The sequence below is a fragment of the Pseudomonas sp. NPDC088322 genome, from assembly GCF_044740745.1.
In the GTDB taxonomy this organism is placed as follows: Bacteria; Pseudomonadota; Gammaproteobacteria; order Pseudomonadales; family Pseudomonadaceae; genus Aquipseudomonas; species Aquipseudomonas shirazensis.
On the sequence record NZ_JBIURK010000002.1, the window covers coordinates 688,270 to 703,831 of the forward strand.

Consider the following 15,562-nt stretch of genomic DNA (forward strand, 5'->3'; position numbering starts at 1 on the left):
TCAAAGGCTCCCGAAGTTATCAAGCAGCAGGCAGGCCGCCAGCAGGTCAGCGGCGCCGCCCGGTGAGGCGTTCAGCGCCAGCAGGCGCGTATCCAGTTGGCGCAGCGCACGGCGCCCGGCCAGGGTTGCGCTGCCGCCAGCATCCAGTACGCCACGGGCACCTTGGTGCATGGTCTGCAGGCCTTCGAGGCCGGCGCGCCAGAGCACGCAGGTGTCGTGGAGCTGACTCATGATCGCCAGCAGCGCGTCCAGCCGCGCGTTCTGCTCGCCACTGCCGGCAGCGCGGCTTTTGGCCAACTGCGGCAAGCCGTGGGCGAGTACCGTCGGGAAGCCCAGCTGCGCTTCCTCGCGGGCACCACGCACGCCGAAGCGGCGCTGTACCTGCAGGCCATGACTGTCGTGCTGACGCGGCGCATAGCGGTCATCGATCAGGGCGATGCGCCCTGCCCGTGCGGCAATCGATGCGGCATCGTTGTTGATTGGATCAAGGGCACGGGCAGCGACCAGCAAGCCCAGTGCCCAGATGGCACCACGGTGAGTATTGATGCCGGCAGTAGTGACGCGCATGGCTGTCTCGCCTTCCCGGCCAATGCGGCCGAGGGCTTCGCGCAATGACTGGCCGACCTCTCCGTGGAGCATGGCGGCCTCGGCCATCTCCTTGAAGCATGGCCACAGCGACAGCGCCGAAGCGTGCATCAGGCCAAGGTGCAAATCACTGTGGGCGCCGCTGCCACGGCGGTCGACCAGGGCCGGTTTGGGCGACAGATCGGCTTCGTCGATCAGCGCTTCAACCGCCAGATCGGCCAACTGGTGCGACAACGGCAGTGGTGCGTGGATCTGAATGGATGCAGTCATCACCAGCTCCTGAAGCGTGCGGGCGGGTTGTACAGGCCGCCGGACCAGTCGACCAGCTCGGCGATGCTCTTGGCGGCGAGCAACGTACGGGAGGCCTGATTGCGATGGATACCAAGGTCTTCGGGCAAGGCGATCAGCCCTTCGCGGCGCATGCGTGCGGTGTCTTTAGGGTCGTGGCGCAAGCCGATGCTGGTCACGCCGGCAACCGCCGCGATCATCGCCTGGCGCTCTTCGAGCGTGCGCGCCTTGTACAGATAGGCAATGCCTTCTTCGGTGAGCAGGTGGGTCACGTCGTCGCCGTAAATCATCACCGGCGCCAGCGGCATACCGGCCTTCCTGGCTACCTCGACCGCATCGAGGGTATCGACGAAGGTGGGTTTGCCGCCCTCCTGGAAGGTCTCGACCATCTGCACCACCAGCTTGCGACCGCGTTCGAGCATAGTCACCGGGGTGGTCATGTCGAGCCAGGCCGGCGTTGCATGGCGCCGACCGCGGGGGTCGTGGCCCATGTTCGGCGCGCCGCCAAAGCCGGCCAGGCGGCCACGGGTGACGGTCGAGGAATGGCCGTCGCCGTCAACCTGCAGGGTGGCGCCGATAAACAGGTCGACTGCGTACTGCCCGGCCAGCTGGCACATCATGCGGTTGGAGCGCATCGAGCCATCGCGGCCGGTGAAGAACACGTCCGGGCGCTGGGAGATGTAGTCCTCCATGCCCAATTCAGTGCCAAAGCAATGCACGCTCTGCACCCAGCCGGTTTCGATCGCGGGGATCAATGTCGGGTGCGGGTTCAGTGTCCAGTTGCGGCAGATCTTGCCCTTCAGGCCAAGTGACTCGCCGTAGGTCGGCAGGATCAGCTCGATGGCCGCGGTGTTGAAACCGATGCCATGATTGAGCGACTGCACGTTGTGTTTTTCGTAGATGCCGCGGATCGCCATCATCGCCATCAGCACGTGCACCGGCTTGATGTGGCGTGGGTCGCGGGTGAACAGCGGTTCGATATAGAACGGCTTGTCCGCGACCACCACGAAGTCAACCCAGGACGCCGGGATATCCACCCGCGGCAGGTCGCGCACGTCGTCAACCAACTGATTGACCTGAACGATGACGATGCCATCGCTGAACGCCGTAGGCTCGACCAGCGCCGGAGTGTCTTCGGTGCTGGCGCCGGTGTAGATATTGCCCTCGCGGTCTGCCATGAAGCCGGCAACCAGGGCAACGTTGGGGATCAGGTCGACCAGCAGGCGCGAGTACAGCTCGATGTAGGTGTGAATGGCGCCGACTTCGAGCAGGCCGTCTTCCAGCAACTGGCCGATGCGCAGACTCTGCGGCCCAGCGAAGGAGAAGTCGAGCTTGCGGGCGATGCCGCGCTCGAACAGATCAAGGTGCTCGGCACGGCTGACACTGGGCATGATCATGTGCAGGTCATGCAGGCGAGCGGAGTCGGCCTTGGCCAGCGAGCGCGAGAGAAAATCTGCCTGCTTCTGGTTATTGCCTTCGAGTACCACCCGGTCACCAGGGGCGATCAGGCGCTCAAGGGCTTCGACGATCCGCTCGCTGGGCAACACCACGCCATCGGCAAGGTCTCGCACCTGCTCAAGGCGGCGCTGCTTTTCGCTGCGCCGCCGCGACCATTGCGGTGGGGGGGAGGTTCTTGTTGTCATTCTGCAACTCCACGGGTGCGCTTTCGTGGAGTCATTTAAGGCTGGCAGTTCAGGCCGATCAATCAATGCCCGGGGCTGATCATTACTCTCAGGTTAATGATCACTTAATTTAGAAAGCGCTAATAGCTGAGGGCTGATTTTCGTTACACGTTGATGCGGACAGTGCGCTTCAATCCAAGGGCGTTGCCCCATTCCTTTCAATCTTTTGCCGAGTGAACTCCGATGCAAACACCGCGATTTGTCCTCTCAGCCTTGACCGTCGCCTTCGCCATGCTAGTGGCTGGCACCGCACCCGCTGCCAGCCCAGTCAGCGAGCCGCCCGCCATGACCAAGCCTGCGCATCAGGCATTGACTGTGGATGTGTTCAACCCAGGCGAAGCGGCAATCTTTGCCGTGTCATCGGTACTGGTCGAAGGCAAGCAGGACGCAATCCTGATCGACGCCCAGTTCTCCGCGCAGGAGGCCGCCAAACTGGCAGCCCGGATCAAGGCCTCCGGCAAGCATTTGACGACCATCTACATCAGCCATGGCGACCCTGACTATTACTTCGGGCTAGACACTTTGGTGCGCGCATTCCCTCAGGCAAAAGTTGTCGCCACCGCGCAGACCGTTGCCCATATCAACGCCAGCAAAGACGCGAAACTGAAAATCTGGGCTCCCGAGCTTGGCGCCAATGCGCCGCGGCAGATCGTGGTGCCGCAGCCCCTCAGCGGCGATACCCTGATGCTGGAAGGTCAGCCATTGAAGATCATCGGCCTCGATGGCCCAACGCCAGAGCGCACCTTTGTCTGGATTCCTTCGATCAAGACGGTGGTTGGCGGCATTCCGGTGCAATGGGGTGAGCATGTGTGGATGGCTGATACGCAGAGCGCCGCCTCCCATGAGCACTGGCTGGCGACACTGGAGCAGATCAAGGCACTGGCACCGGCCACGGTGATACCAGGGCATTTCAACGGGACATTCCCTAAGGGCCTGCAAGCTGTTCAGTTCACCGCTGACTACATTCGCGCGTTTGACAAAGAGACTACCAAGGCTGACAACTCCGCTGAGCTGATTGCGGCGATGAAAAAGCGCTATCCGGATTTGGCCGGGGACAGCTCGTTGGAGCTGAGTGCCAAGGTGGCCAAGGGCGAGATGCAGTGGGAGTGATCCGACTCGGCAACCGAGCCGTCGACTTTGCCGTCAGCGGCTTCAGTGCTGATCATTTCAGGAAGCAGCCCTATCATTTTTGCCAGTTGTGAACCTGTCTTGCCCAACATCAATCAAAAAACCACAGCCCTCCTGCCAGCGTTCATTGCGCTGCATTCTCATGTGTTCGGCGCGGATCGCTCTCGATCTTGGCGTCTCAGTGCCCGCTGTCATCGACATAACTACCGCACGCGCCGGTGACAACGCGGGCTGAATGAGCGTTTTGCGCTCATTGGTGCGTTATGAAAGCTACTCTATTCCCGGACACTTCCGTTGATACCCTCATAGCAGATCGCTTACCAGACTGGCTGACCGCGGCTACCGCCGATCAACGTTCTGTTCTGCATCAGGCACTGATCGCGCAACAGCGTGCGCGCGAACAGCTGACGCGTCTTTTCGCCCAGATAGAACCCCTGGACAGCTTCGCCAGCACATCGCTGGACGCAGCGCTGCAAAGGCTCGTGCAGCGCCCAGTGGATGTCCACACGGCCAAGCTCCGCCGGGTGGTACACGTGCGTTACCCATCAGGTGTCAGCACAGTTCCCGATCGTGTGGTCGCCACAACCTCGGAGCAAAGCCTGCTGGCCTGCGCCCTGCACAACTTCGAGCGCCGGGAAACCTCCGAGTCGGCCTGGTTGCCAGAGTCCAGGCTGCAAGATGCAGACGGTACGCTGATCGCGCTGCGACCTCGTGCATTTGCCGGCCTGTGCCGTTCTCTGGATGTGGGCGCGCTTTATCAGCAACATCTCAAGCAGGTGCTGTTTGCAGACGACAGCCGCCGGCGCAGCGTCAACGCCATACTCGAAGAAGCATGGCGCACGAACCTGCTGGCGGCTGCGCAACTGGCGCGCCTCAAAGGCGAGGTTGAGGGGGTGCTGCTTGATGAGATGCTGAACGCTGTATCGGCTCCAGCCGAAAGCGCCGCAGGGACGTTCAGCGAGCTTCGACTGCTGGGGCGGGTGATCACCGGTGTGACGGTGTTCCAGCCGCGCTCGGATGCAACAACCACTGCGCCGCAGAGCCTGATGGTGTGGATCCCTGACGATCCGCATGGGGCCCTGAACGTCTATGGGTCATGGTCGCAAGTGTTCAACACCTTGGGTAGCCGTCTGCGCGATCCAGCCTATCGAACGTTCTTCCAACGGTTCATCAAAGAGCATGACCGGATGCACGTCAGCCAGCAATTGAAAGGTTTGCTGGGCCAAGGCGGTGCCCAGCAGCCGATGCAACTGGACGGGCGCCAGCAGCTTATTACCGGTTCGTTGGCCGAGCACCTGCGTCAGGTGCAGATCGATAAGGTACTGCAGGACGCTCAAGCCTTGGCAGTCCCCAACAGCGCTGTCGATAGCCAGGAACGCGACCGGAGCATGCATTTCTTCAAAGGACTCGGCGTGGACATGCTTGGGCTGGCCGCTTTCTTCGTACCAGAGCTTGGCTTGCCATTGCTTGCGCTGGCTGCGCACCAGGTAGCAAACAACGTATTCGAGGGTTACCAGGAGTGGGAACTGGGCGATCGTGAGGCAGCGCTTAGCCACCTGATGTCTGTAACCCAAAACGTTGCGATGATCGGATTAGGGGCGGCCGCCGGAGCCGCAACAGGCGGGATACTGGCTCGAGAAGCTGCCGTTGATGAGCTGGCACCCGTGCTCACGCCCACAGGTGAGCAGCGCCTGGCACGAGCTGACCTGCCGGGCTACTCGATGGCAGGCACCAGCCTGATGTCGGGCCAGCGAGGTGTTCTGCGGGGCAAGCCACACGTGTCGATCGCGCAGCAGGCTTACCGTTTGGGACAAAGTGAGGAGCGCCCAACCGTGGTGCACCCCGATCGTGCTCAAGCGGCAGCAATAGCCCTGGAGGAAAACGAGGCTGGTGGCGTGCACCACGCCTTGGAGCGACCACATGACTGGCAAGATGCGGGAATGCTGATGAGGAGGCTCGGTTCGAACCTCGGTTTGGCCAGGCATGACTTGGCCAGCTCGCTGCTGCGCAGTGTAGGCATGGATGAAGCGTGCCTACGGCGCCTGCATCTGGAAAACGCCCCTGCCCCTGCCCGGCTCTGTGACGCACTGCAACGGTACGTAGCCCACGAGTCGTTCCCACGCCTGCGCGGGCAAGCATTCGAGGCATACTGGCAGGAGACGCAGCCGGTTCCGAGCGGCCCAGCACAGCCCTTGCACCGCGCCTTTCCTGGCCTGACGATCCGCTCGGGCAGAGCGTTGGTCGCAGCCGCCAGCGACAGCGATCTCACCCAGTTGCTGGAGCAACAGAGGGTGCCACTGGCGCTGGCCGAAAAGGCTCGCTGGGAACTGCGCGACGCACGCCTGGATCGCGCTTGCGCAGGCTTCGAGCAGCCAGTTGCTGTGACGCCTGACACAGAGCAGCTGGCCCTGGGCTTGCTTCACGCCGCATGGCCCTGGCAATCGACGGTGCGAGTGGAGGTGCGCGACACACAGCTCAACGGTGATGTCGCGGCCAGCATTGGCGCTGAACAGCCCACGCAGACCCACTCTCTGATCCGCACCGTACGAGGCTACCTTGCTACCGACAAGGCAGGTTTCGCCAAGCCCGGTTCCCTGGCTGGCGACGATCTGTTCAAGGCCCTGCTGCATGTGCTGGACACGCAGCAACGGGTGGCGCTGGGCGAAGCCTCAGCATCGCCGGCGAAGCTGGCCAGCACCCTTGCAGATCTAGCCTTCGCAGACCGCAACGAGGCGGCACGGCTGCTGGGCATGGCGCCGATCGGCACGCCCCGACCTCCAATGCGTCTGGGTGATGGACGCATCGGCTATGTACTCAGCGGTCGCCCGGAAGGCTCACGACGCGCGCTGCTTCGCGGTTATCAGCAAATCTTCCCGACGTTGACCGACATGGAGATAGAGTTCTACCTGGAGCGCGTTCGCTTGCAGGGTGAGCAACCGTGGGACCACTTGCACAGCCTGCAGCAGCACCTGATCGGACTGGGCGAGAGCCTGGGCGCGTGGCGCCGGGAGGCCACTGTTGCGCCTCTGCCCGAGCGCCGCCGCCTGATCGCTCGACGCATTCGCCAGTGCTGGCGGCGTAAGCGGCCTGACGCGGACGGCGAGTACCGTCTGGTGATAGATAGCGAGCGTATCGATAGTCTGCCGGTGCTGCCGGCGCAGGTGACTTTTGACCATGTCACGCACTTGATTCTGCGCCGCGCGCATTTGACGCACATCACCGAGGGTTTTTTGCAACGGTTCGCCAACCTGCGCACCCTGGACCTCAGTGACAATCTGCTAGGCGGCATTCCAGATGGCCTGCAGGCACTGACCCAGCTCAGCGAGCTGCGCCTGACGCGCAATCAGATCGTGATCGACGATGCAGGCCTGGCCAGGCTGAGTGCATTGTCCAGACTGCGGGTGCTGGACCTGTCGCATAATCCGATCGGGCAGCTGCCGCCATTGGGAAGTCTGCTCAACCTCCAGCGCCTGCATTTGCGCCACTGCGGCCTGAGCGAATTGCCTGTAGAGGTGTACATGCACCCTGCGCTTGAAGACATCGATCTGCGCGACAATCACATACAGGACATGAGCCCGACCCTTGCTCGGACGCACCGCCGACTGGCCGGGTTGAGCCTGCATGACAACCCGTTACCCGAGCCGACCCAGACCGCCTTGCGCAGCACCCTGGGCGAGGCCGGTGCGGGAGCATTGCCTACGCGACGTCATGGGCCTGGCGGACAGGAGTCACTCGAGCGATGGCTGGCCGACTTCAGCGTTGAGGAACGTACCATCCGCTCCGAACAGTGGCTGGCCCTGACGCAACAACCGGGTTGCGATGATCTCATGCGGTTTCTCAACGACCTCGGCCGATCCAGTGATTATGACCTTCAGGGCATCGATTTGCGCAGGCGCATCTGGGCGCTGGTTGAGGTGTGCGTGGAGAATACACAAGTGCGGGAGGCGATTTTTCAGCAAGCAGCAGGCCCGCGGACCTGCGCAGACCAGATGCTGTTGATGCTCAGTTTGTTCGAGGTGCGCGCCTTGGTCGCCACCCGCACGGCCGGGCTGGGCAGCGCAGAGATGAGCCCGGCACTGGTGCAGCTGGGCCGCGAGCTGTACCGGCTTGACGAGGTAGATCGCGTCGCGGCGCAGCACATAAGGGAGCTAAGAACCAGCAACCCCTACGGGCTGATCGATGAAGTGGAAATACACCTGGCGTATCGCGCCGGTCTGGTGCGCCCGCTGGGGCTGCCGGCCCAGGCGCGCTACATGTATCACCGGATATTCTCCGACGTGAACGACGCTCGCCTGCGTGACGCCGCCCGGACCATCCTGCAGGCAGAGACCAACGCCCGTATCGCAGATTCGATGGCGCAGCATGGCTTTTGGATCGATTTTCTGCGTGAGACCTTTGCGGAACAATACGAGGCGCTGAACCAACCCTACCATGACCGCCTCGAAACGCTGCTGCTGCCCGAGGAAGGCGCCAACGAGCAGCAAGTCATTGAAGCGGTGGGCATGCTGGCTGATGAACGCAGCGCCGCCGAGCGCGAGCTGACGCTGACTTTGACGCTGGGATTGCTTACCGAGCACCCCTGGAGGGGCGTCTTGTAGAGTGTCTGGGTAGCCAGGAGTGAGCAGCAGTGAGAATACTCCAATCAGGCGACCGGAGTAGCGACATCGCCTTTTGGCTCGGGCACACCGCGGGGATCCAGGTCTCCTGCTCCAGCGAACGGGAGTGCGGACTTCATGGGCTGATTCCTGGAGCAAAAAGTCTGGCTGCCCATGGATCGGCGTGGTTTGGCCTGGAACGAAAAAAGACGCCGAAGCGTCTTTTTTCAAGGCCTTGCAGAAATGACCTTCCTTCTGCAGACCGATATTTGGAGCGGGAAACGAGACTCGAACTCGCGACCCCGACCTTGGCAAGGTCGTGCTCTACCAACTGAGCTATTCCCGCTTGGTGATGGCGCTATTCTAGCGATCTGCCAAACGCCGTCAAGCCCTTGATTCAAAAAAGTTTTATTTCGGCTCTGAACCTTCACGCAGATGCGGCCAGGCAGCGACCAGGTAATTGATCATGGAGATCAACGTCAGCGCTGCAGCTACCAGCAGCAGACCATAGCCCAGCACAACCCAGAAGCCAAAGACCGGCGGGTTGGCCAGCAAGATCACCAGGGACAGCATCTGCGCCGCAGTCTTCCACTTGCCCAGATTGGACACGGCAACATGTGCCCTCGCCCCCAACTCGGCCATCCACTCACGCAGCGCCGAAACAACGATCTCGCGCCCGATGATCACCGCCGCAGGCAAGGTCAGCCAGAAGTTCGCGTGTACCTGTACCAGCAGCACCAGAGCAACCGCGACCATCAGCTTGTCTGCGACCGGGTCGAGGAAGGCACCGAGCGCAGTGCTCTGCTGCAGACGACGGGCCAGATAGCCGTCCAGCCAGTCGGTGGCAGCGGCGATGGCAAACACCGTACTGGCAGCCATGTAGCTCCAGTGATAGGGCACATAGAACAGCAGAATGAAGATCGGGATGAGCAGGACGCGTAGAACGGTGAGCAGATTTGGAATATTCATCGGTACGACTGGCTGCGAGTTGAACTGGGCATTCTACTCGCTATGCAGGCTGGCATAAATCGACTCGGCAAGCTTTTTACTGATTCCGGGTGCTTTGGCGATCTCGTCGATACTGGCGCGATTGAGCTCCTGCAGTCCGCCGAAATGTTTCAGCAGCTCGCGGCGGCGCTTCGGGCCAACCCCGGCGACGTCTTCCAGGCTGGAGGTGCGTCGGGCCTTGCCGCGCCGGGCACGGTGGCCGGTGATAGCAAAACGGTGCGCTTCGTCGCGGATCTGCTGGATCAAGTGCAGCGCGGCAGAGTCGCCCTTGAGGGTGAACTCGTGGGCTACGTCGTTGAGGTAGAGGGTCTCGAAGCCGGCCTTGCGGGTCACGCCCTTGGCTACGCCGAGCAAGGTCAGGTCGCTGATGCCCAGTTCCTGCATGACGTCGCGGGCCATGTTCAACTGACCTTTGCCGCCGTCGACCAGCAACACATCGGGCAATTTGCCCTCGCCGGCCTGGATCCGGCCATAGCGGCGCATCAGTGCCTGGTGCATGGCGGCATAGTCGTCACCGCCGGTAATGCCTTCGATGTTAAAACGGCGATAGTCGGACTTGATCGGGCCTTCCGGGCCGAACACCACGCAACTGGCTACAGTGGCCTCACCGCTGGAATGGCTGATGTCGTAGCACTCAAGGCGCTGCGGTACTTCATCAAGGCCCAGCACGCTGGCCAGGGCTTCAAAGCGTGCGGCCATGTGTTGCCGGTTGGCCAGCCGGGCGTTCAACGCCTGCTCGGCATTGGTCACGGCCAGTTGTTGCCAACGGGCACGGGTGCCACGCACGCGATGGGTAATAGCTAACTCGCGCCCGCGCAAGGTCTGCACGGCTTCGCTGATAGCGGCGAAGTCTTCGTGGACGACGTTGACGATCAACTCGCCGGGCATCTCGCGTTCGGCATTGCCCAAGTAATACTGGGCGAGGAAGGCCGCCATGACCTCGCTGACCTCCTCTTCGATGCCCACCTGCGGGAAAAAGTTCTTGCTGCCGAGCACCCGCCCGCCGCGCACGCTGATCAGGTGCACACAGGCGCCGCCTGGGTTGATGAAGGCCGCCACCACGTCGACCTCACCGGAGCCACCCTCCATGTACTGCTGGTCCTGCACCCGGCGCAACAAGGCGATCTGATCGCGCAGCTGGGCTGCCTTCTCGAAATTCAAGGTCATCGCCGCCTGTTCCATCTCGGCATTGAGCTCATTGCCCAACTGCTGGCTGCGGCCTTCGAGGAACATCACCGAGTGACGCACGTCCTCGGCATATTCCTCTGGGCTGACCAAGTCCACGCAGGGGCCTTTGCAGCGCTTGATCTGATATTGCAGGCACGGCCGGGTCCGGTTCGCGTAATAGCTGTCTTCGCACTGGCGGACCATGAAACCCTTCTGCAACAGGCTCAGGCTTTCGCGGATGGCACCAGCACTTGGGTACGGGCCGAAATAACGACCCTTGGCCTTCTTCGCCCCGCGATGAATACCCAGGCGTGGGAACTGGCCGTCAGACAGGAATACATATGGGTAAGACTTATCGTCGCGCAACAGGATGTTGTACGGCGGCCGCCACTCCTTGATCAGGTTCTGCTCGAGCAGCAGTGCCTCGGTCTCATTGGCGGTGATGGTGGTTTCGACCTGGGCGATGCGCCCCACCAGGGCGGCAGTCTTGGGCGCCAGCCCGGTCTTGCGGAAATAGCTGGCCAGACGCTTCTTGAGGTTCTTGGCCTTGCCCACATAGAGCAGCCGCGCCTCGGCGTCGAACATACGGTACACACCCGGCCGACCACTGCAGGTCGCCAGGAATGCGCTGGCATCAAAAATTGGGGACATGGAAACTCAGAGGCTTGCGTCGACCATACCGTGGCGTACGGCCAGTAACGTCAATTCGACATCGCTGGTGACCGAAAGTTTTTCGAAGATTCGATAGCGGTAAGTATTGACGGTCTTGGGGGACAGACACAACTTATCGGAGATGATCTGCACTTTCTGGCAGCCGACGATCATCAAAGCGATCTGGATTTCTCGCTCGGACAGCGAGTCGAACGGCGAGCCCTGCGGCTGGAATGACTTCAGCGCCAGCTGCTGGGCGATCTGCGGGCTGATATAGCGCTGGCCGGCAAATGCCAGGCGAATGGCCTGGACCATTTCATCCAGCGCCGCGCCCTTGGTCAAATAGCCAGCGGCGCCGGCCTGCAGCAGACGCGTCGGGAACGGGTCTTCCTCACACACGGTGACTGCCACCACCTTGGTGTCCGGATGGCTACGCAGCAGCTTGCGGGTCGCTTCGAGGCCGCCGATGCCAGGCATCTTGACGTCCATGAGGACAACATCGGGTTTCAGCTCACGGGCCAGCTTGAGGGCTGTCTCACCGGAATCCGCCTCACCCACCACCTGCAAGCCGTCGATATCGGCAAGCATGCGGGTGATGCCGGTACGCACCAGATCGTGATCATCGACCACTAGGACCCTAATCAAGCAGACACCTCGTCAGTGGGGCGATTGGATCCCGCCACCATAACAAAAAATTACAAGGTCGACCTAGCCCTTCGCATCACGATTCCAGGCCTTTTGCTCGATCTGAACTGACTATCTGGTCAGGCTTTAGCTGGCGTCACCCAGCAAGCGCTCGGCGAGGTACCACAGCGCAGCCTGATCACTGGCGGACAGGCTGCGAAACGTACCCAGCAAGCGGGTCTCGTCTTCACTTAGATTGGTTATGGGCGGTGGCGTGCGGACACCACCGAGCACGTATCTGGCGTCAACGCCGCAAGCGACCACCGCGGCAAGGTAGTCAACACGCGGTGTGCGCTCGCCACTCTCGTATTTGCCCTGAGCATTGGGCTCGACGCCCCCGATCTCACCAAATCTGCGCTGGGTAAGTGCCAGACGTTCACGCTCTTCGCGCAGCCTAGGTCCGATTCCTTTCATGAGATGCCTCCTGTGCAGTAAAGGGCGATCGAGCACTTCCAGCACCCGAGGTGTAACCAAGTGCAACTATGCCTAGCACCGCCGCTCGACGCAAGTTGGCACCCGACGCAGTCAGCAAGATGAAAATAATACATAAACGACAGTTTACCGACGCCATTTTGTTGCCAATCAAGCAGCATCGGATTTTTGACGCCGAACTTACATCAAACTTTAAGTCGTTGTTTTAAAACGGTTTTTAAACTTTAACAAGCGACGATTAAAGTATTTTCACAAAGCCGCAGATCAACGCTTGCGGTTCTAACAGCAACCCCTTTAGGATGAAAAAAGACCAAAAAAAACAGCCTGTATTGCCACTTCCTCGCGGCTTGTTTCTGCGCGTCTGCCTAATTGAAAACTTCTTGAACTGAGCATCTCGGCCGGCCTTGCCGTGTCCTGGGAGAGGGATCTATGAACATCAGCATCTTTGGCCTTGGCTATGTGGGCGCAGTGTGCGCGGGCTGCTTGTCGGCGCGCGGTCATCATGTGTTGGGAGTGGACGTCTCCCAGGCGAAAATCGATCTGATCAACCAGGGCAAGTCGCCAATCGTTGAGCCAGGCCTCGAGCAACTGCTGCAAGATGGCGTCAACCAGGGCCGCCTGCGCGGCACCACCGACGTGCAGGCCGCGGTACTCGCCACCGACCTGTCGCTTCTGTGCGTCGGTACGCCGAGCAAGAAGAACGGCGACCTCGACCTGGTCTATATGGAAGCCGTGTGCCGTGAAATCGGCACGGTCCTGCGCGACAAGCAAAGCCGCCACACAGTCGTGGTGCGCAGCACCGTGCTGCCGGGCACCGTCAAGAATGTGGTCATTCCGATCCTTGAGCAGTACTCGGGCAAGAAGGCCGGCACCGATTTCGGCGTTGCCGTCAACCCTGAGTTCCTGCGCGAAAGTACCGCGATCAAGGACTACGACTTCCCGGCCATGACCGTGATCGGCGAGCTCGACACCCAGTCGGGCGACTTGCTGGCTTCGTTGTACCAGGGCCTGGATGCGCCGGTGATCCGCAAGTCGGTGGAAGTCGCCGAGCTGATCAAGTACACCTGCAACGTCTGGCACGCGACCAAGGTCAGCTTCGCCAACGAAATCGGCAACATCGCCAAAGCCTCCGGCGTCGATGGCCGCGAAGTGATGGACGTGGTCTGCCAGGACTACAAGCTCAACCTGTCGCGCTATTACCTGCGCCCAGGCTTTGCGTTCGGCGGCTCGTGCCTGCCCAAGGACGTGCGCGCCCTCACCTACCGCGCCGGCCAGCTGGATGTCGAGCACCCCCTGCTCGCCTCGCTGATGGCCAGCAACCGCAATCAGGTCGATATCGCCTTTGACCTGGTCGAGCGCACCGGCAAACGCAAAGTCGCCCTGCTCGGCCTGGCGTTCAAGGCCGGCAGCGATGACCTGCGCGAAAGCCCGCTGGTAACCCTGGCCGAGAAATTGATCGGCAAGGGCTACGACCTGCGCATCTTCGACGCCAACGTCGAGTACGCACGGGTGTTCGGTGCCAACCGCGACTACATCGAGTCGGTAATCCCGCATGTGTCTTCGTTGCTGCAGAACGACCTTGAGCAAGTGATCGGCGAAGCCGATGTGATCGTCCTGGGCAACAACGACGAGCGCTTTGCCAGTGCCCTGCAGAACAACGAGGGCAAACAGGTCATCGACCTGGTCGGGTTCATGGATGGCGTCAGCGACGAGCAACGCCAAGGCATCTGCTGGTAATCGATGCAGGTCGCACCCCCGGCAGTTCGCCGTGGGTGCGGCCGCAGACAGGAGCACACGCTACATGGAACGAACGCAACAGCGACCTTTCGAGGCCCCAGGTTACCTGCGCGCGGCCGCCAGCTTCTGCGCCTGGGCGTGCCTGGCCGGGCTGATCGCGCTGGCGTCGGAGATGATCGCCCCGGCTTATCTGGACCCGAGCCATCATCTGTTCATCTTTGTTATCGGCACGCTCGGGATGTGGCGCTATGGCAATGCCATCGTGCACTACCTGCGCGGCATGTATTTTCTGCATTGGCGGTTCCCACGCATGCGCCGCGAAGTCGAGCGCCTGGGTGATGCGGCACTGCCTTCGCACATGTTCATGGTGGTGACCAGCTTCCGTATCCCGACCTCGACCACCTTCAAGGTCTACCAGTCGGTGTTTCAGGAAGTGCAGCGGCTGAATGTGCCGTGCACGGTGATTGCTTCGATCGTGGAAAAGGGCGACGAGAATTTCATCAAGGACATCATGCGCAATGAAGTGCGCGACCGCGACGACATCAAGCTGGTGATCGTCCGCGCCCGCGGCACCGGCAAACGTGATGGCCTGGCCCACGCCTTCCGCGCACTGTCGCGGCAGATGCCGATGGAAGATGCGGTGGTCGGCGTGGTCGATGGCGACACCATGATGCTGCCCGGCTGTGTCGAGCGCGCTGTGAAGATGTTTGCCGTGCTGCCCGACGTCGGCGGCCTGACTACCAACGAGTTCTGCGAAGTCGAGGGTAGCCGCCTGATGCGCCAGTGGCACTCGATGCGCTTTGTCCAGCGGCACATCAACATGTGCTCGATGGCCCTGTCGCACCGGGTACTGACCCTGACCGGGCGGCTGTCGTTCTTCCGCGCCAGCGTGATGATCGACCCGGAGTTCATTCGCGACGTCGAAGCAGACTTTCTTCAGCACTGGCGCCTGGGCCGTTTCCAGTTCCTGACCGGCGACGACAAATCCAGCTGGCTGAGCCTGATGCGCGCCGGCTGGGACACCTTCTATGTACCCGACAGCCACACCCTGACCGTCGAGCACCCGCCCAGCGACAGCTTCTGGATCGCCACCCGGCAATTGATGTTCCGCTGGTACGGCAACTCGCTGCGGCAGAACTTCCGCGCCACCGCCCTGCTCGGCCGCGCGCGTCTGGGGTTGTTCACCCTGTACGTGCTGTGGGACCAACGGGTGTCGATGTGGACCTGCCTGATGGGCCTGACCGCCTCGGTGGTGGCTGGCCTGGTGTTCGGCATCCAGTACCTGCTGGTGTACCTGTTCTGGGTATTGATCTCGCGCACTCTGGTGACCGTGCTGTTCGTGTTCGCCAAGCACCCGGTCAGCCCGATGTATCCGTTTGTCCTTTATTACAACCAGATCGTTGGCTCGGTAATGAAGGTCTACGCGATGTTCCATATGGACCAGCAAAGCTGGACCCGGCAGAAAACCACCCTGGCTACCGGCAGTGTCGATTTTGACACCTCGCTAAACCGCTGGTCCTCGAAGGCGATGTTGTTCTCCTCCATCGCCATCTTCTTCGGGGTCATCACCGTACTTCTTGAACTCACGCAACGTTAAAGGAAAGG

The 15,562-nt window shown here is 61.4% G+C and carries 12 protein-coding genes, 1 tRNA gene and 1 pseudogene; 5 read left to right on the forward strand and 9 right to left on the reverse strand.

The genetic code is table 11. The features are described 5' to 3' along the window. Both ACIOAU_RS07325 and mdcA read right to left on the reverse strand, forming a co-directional pair. Nucleotides 1-855, reverse strand: coding sequence for a triphosphoribosyl-dephospho-CoA synthase (locus tag ACIOAU_RS07325; RefSeq protein WP_401181007.1), 855 nt, complete (start codon nucleotides 853-855; stop codon nucleotides 1-3). Then, nucleotides 855-2,516, reverse strand: a complete 1,662-nt coding sequence (gene mdcA, locus ACIOAU_RS07330) for a malonate decarboxylase subunit alpha (RefSeq protein WP_401181010.1) — start codon at nucleotides 2,514-2,516, stop codon at nucleotides 855-857. Before mdcA ends, ACIOAU_RS07325 begins: the two co-directional genes overlap by 1 nt. A gap of 222 nt (nucleotides 2,517-2,738) precedes the next feature. Here mdcA and ACIOAU_RS07335 point away from each other — a divergent pair, with 222 nt between their 5' ends. Then, nucleotides 2,739-3,665 carry an MBL fold metallo-hydrolase gene (locus tag ACIOAU_RS07335; RefSeq protein WP_401181013.1) on the forward strand — a complete coding sequence of 309 codons (927 nt, stop codon included), beginning with the start codon at nucleotides 2,739-2,741 and terminating at the stop codon, nucleotides 3,663-3,665. Nucleotides 3,666-4,000: 335 nt separating this feature from the next. Here ACIOAU_RS07335 and ACIOAU_RS07340 read toward each other — a convergent pair whose 3' ends face one another. Beyond that, nucleotides 4,001-4,189, reverse strand: coding sequence for a hypothetical protein (locus ACIOAU_RS07340; RefSeq protein WP_401181134.1), 189 nt, complete (start codon nucleotides 4,187-4,189; stop codon nucleotides 4,001-4,003). On the opposite strand from ACIOAU_RS07340, the pseudogene ACIOAU_RS07345 reads away from it, so the two are divergent. After that, a pseudogene (locus ACIOAU_RS07345) lies at nucleotides 4,154-4,798 on the forward strand (dermonecrotic toxin domain-containing protein); the annotation flags it as partial. The gene ACIOAU_RS07340 and the pseudogene ACIOAU_RS07345 overlap by 36 nt on opposite strands. Here ACIOAU_RS07345 and ACIOAU_RS07350 read toward each other — a convergent pair. Next, nucleotides 4,778-5,020, reverse strand: coding sequence for a hypothetical protein (locus tag ACIOAU_RS07350; RefSeq protein WP_401181137.1), 243 nt, complete (start codon nucleotides 5,018-5,020; stop codon nucleotides 4,778-4,780). The pseudogene ACIOAU_RS07345 and the gene ACIOAU_RS07350 sit on opposite strands and share 21 nt — an antisense overlap. Before the next feature lie 51 nt (nucleotides 5,021-5,071). Between ACIOAU_RS07350 and ACIOAU_RS07355 the strand changes: the two genes are divergently transcribed. Continuing rightward, on the forward strand, nucleotides 5,072-8,281 hold the full coding sequence (locus tag ACIOAU_RS07355) for an NEL-type E3 ubiquitin ligase domain-containing protein (protein WP_401181131.1): 3,210 nt from the start codon (nucleotides 5,072-5,074) through the stop codon (nucleotides 8,279-8,281). A gap of 267 nt (nucleotides 8,282-8,548) precedes the next feature. Here ACIOAU_RS07355 and ACIOAU_RS07360 read toward each other — a convergent pair. The 5 genes from ACIOAU_RS07360 to ACIOAU_RS07380 all read right to left on the reverse strand — a co-directional run bounded on the left by ACIOAU_RS07360 (nucleotide 8,549) and on the right by ACIOAU_RS07380 (nucleotide 12,202). Beyond that, nucleotides 8,549-8,624: transfer RNA gene (locus ACIOAU_RS07360), tRNA-Gly, on the reverse strand. Nucleotides 8,625-8,686: 62 nt separating this feature from the next. Beyond that, on the reverse strand, nucleotides 8,687-9,247 hold the full coding sequence (gene pgsA / locus ACIOAU_RS07365; protein WP_101318441.1) for a CDP-diacylglycerol--glycerol-3-phosphate 3-phosphatidyltransferase: 561 nt from the start codon (nucleotides 9,245-9,247) through the stop codon (nucleotides 8,687-8,689). Nucleotides 9,248-9,280: 33 nt separating this feature from the next. Continuing rightward, entirely contained in the window at nucleotides 9,281-11,104 is a 1,824-nt protein-coding gene (uvrC, locus tag ACIOAU_RS07370; RefSeq protein WP_101318439.1) for an excinuclease ABC subunit UvrC, read from the reverse strand. Nucleotides 11,105-11,110: 6 nt separating this feature from the next. Then, entirely contained in the window at nucleotides 11,111-11,749 is a 639-nt protein-coding gene (gene uvrY, locus ACIOAU_RS07375) for a UvrY/SirA/GacA family response regulator transcription factor (protein ID WP_101318436.1), read from the reverse strand. A 126-nt stretch (nucleotides 11,750-11,875) separates the two neighbouring features. Beyond that, the gene (locus tag ACIOAU_RS07380) at nucleotides 11,876-12,202 is read right to left on the reverse strand and encodes a helix-turn-helix domain-containing protein (RefSeq protein ID WP_101318434.1); all 327 of its coding nucleotides are present in this window, start codon (nucleotides 12,200-12,202) and stop codon (nucleotides 11,876-11,878) included. 447 nt (nucleotides 12,203-12,649) lie between these two features. Between ACIOAU_RS07380 and ACIOAU_RS07385 the strand changes: the two genes are divergently transcribed. Continuing rightward, a complete protein-coding gene (locus tag ACIOAU_RS07385; protein WP_150571292.1) occupies nucleotides 12,650-13,957 on the forward strand; it encodes a nucleotide sugar dehydrogenase in 1,308 nt (435 codons plus the stop codon). A 64-nt stretch (nucleotides 13,958-14,021) separates the two neighbouring features. After that, nucleotides 14,022-15,554 (forward strand): glycosyltransferase, encoded by a 1,533-nt coding sequence (locus ACIOAU_RS07390; protein ID WP_178080758.1) that lies wholly within the window; start codon nucleotides 14,022-14,024, stop codon nucleotides 15,552-15,554. Nucleotides 15,555-15,562 lie beyond the last annotated feature (8 nt).

Coding starts and splice junctions, on each gene's coding strand:
- ACIOAU_RS07385 (WP_150571292.1), top strand. CDS start 12,650: ATGAACATCAGCATCTTTGGCCTTGGCTATGTGGGCGCAGTGTGCGCG.
- pgsA (WP_101318441.1), bottom strand. CDS start 9,247: ATGAATATTCCAAATCTGCTCACCGTTCTACGCGTCCTGCTCATCCCG.
- ACIOAU_RS07390 (WP_178080758.1), top strand. CDS start 14,022: ATGGAACGAACGCAACAGCGACCTTTCGAGGCCCCAGGTTACCTGCGC.
- uvrC (WP_101318439.1), bottom strand. CDS start 11,104: ATGTCCCCAATTTTTGATGCCAGCGCATTCCTGGCGACCTGCAGTGGT.
- mdcA (WP_401181010.1), bottom strand. CDS start 2,516: ATGACAACAAGAACCTCCCCCCCACCGCAATGGTCGCGGCGGCGCAGC.
- ACIOAU_RS07335 (WP_401181013.1), top strand. CDS start 2,739: ATGCAAACACCGCGATTTGTCCTCTCAGCCTTGACCGTCGCCTTCGCC.
- ACIOAU_RS07355 (WP_401181131.1), top strand. CDS start 5,072: ATGCATTTCTTCAAAGGACTCGGCGTGGACATGCTTGGGCTGGCCGCT.
- ACIOAU_RS07380 (WP_101318434.1), bottom strand. CDS start 12,202: ATGAAAGGAATCGGACCTAGGCTGCGCGAAGAGCGTGAACGTCTGGCA.
- ACIOAU_RS07325 (WP_401181007.1), bottom strand. CDS start 855: ATGACTGCATCCATTCAGATCCACGCACCACTGCCGTTGTCGCACCAG.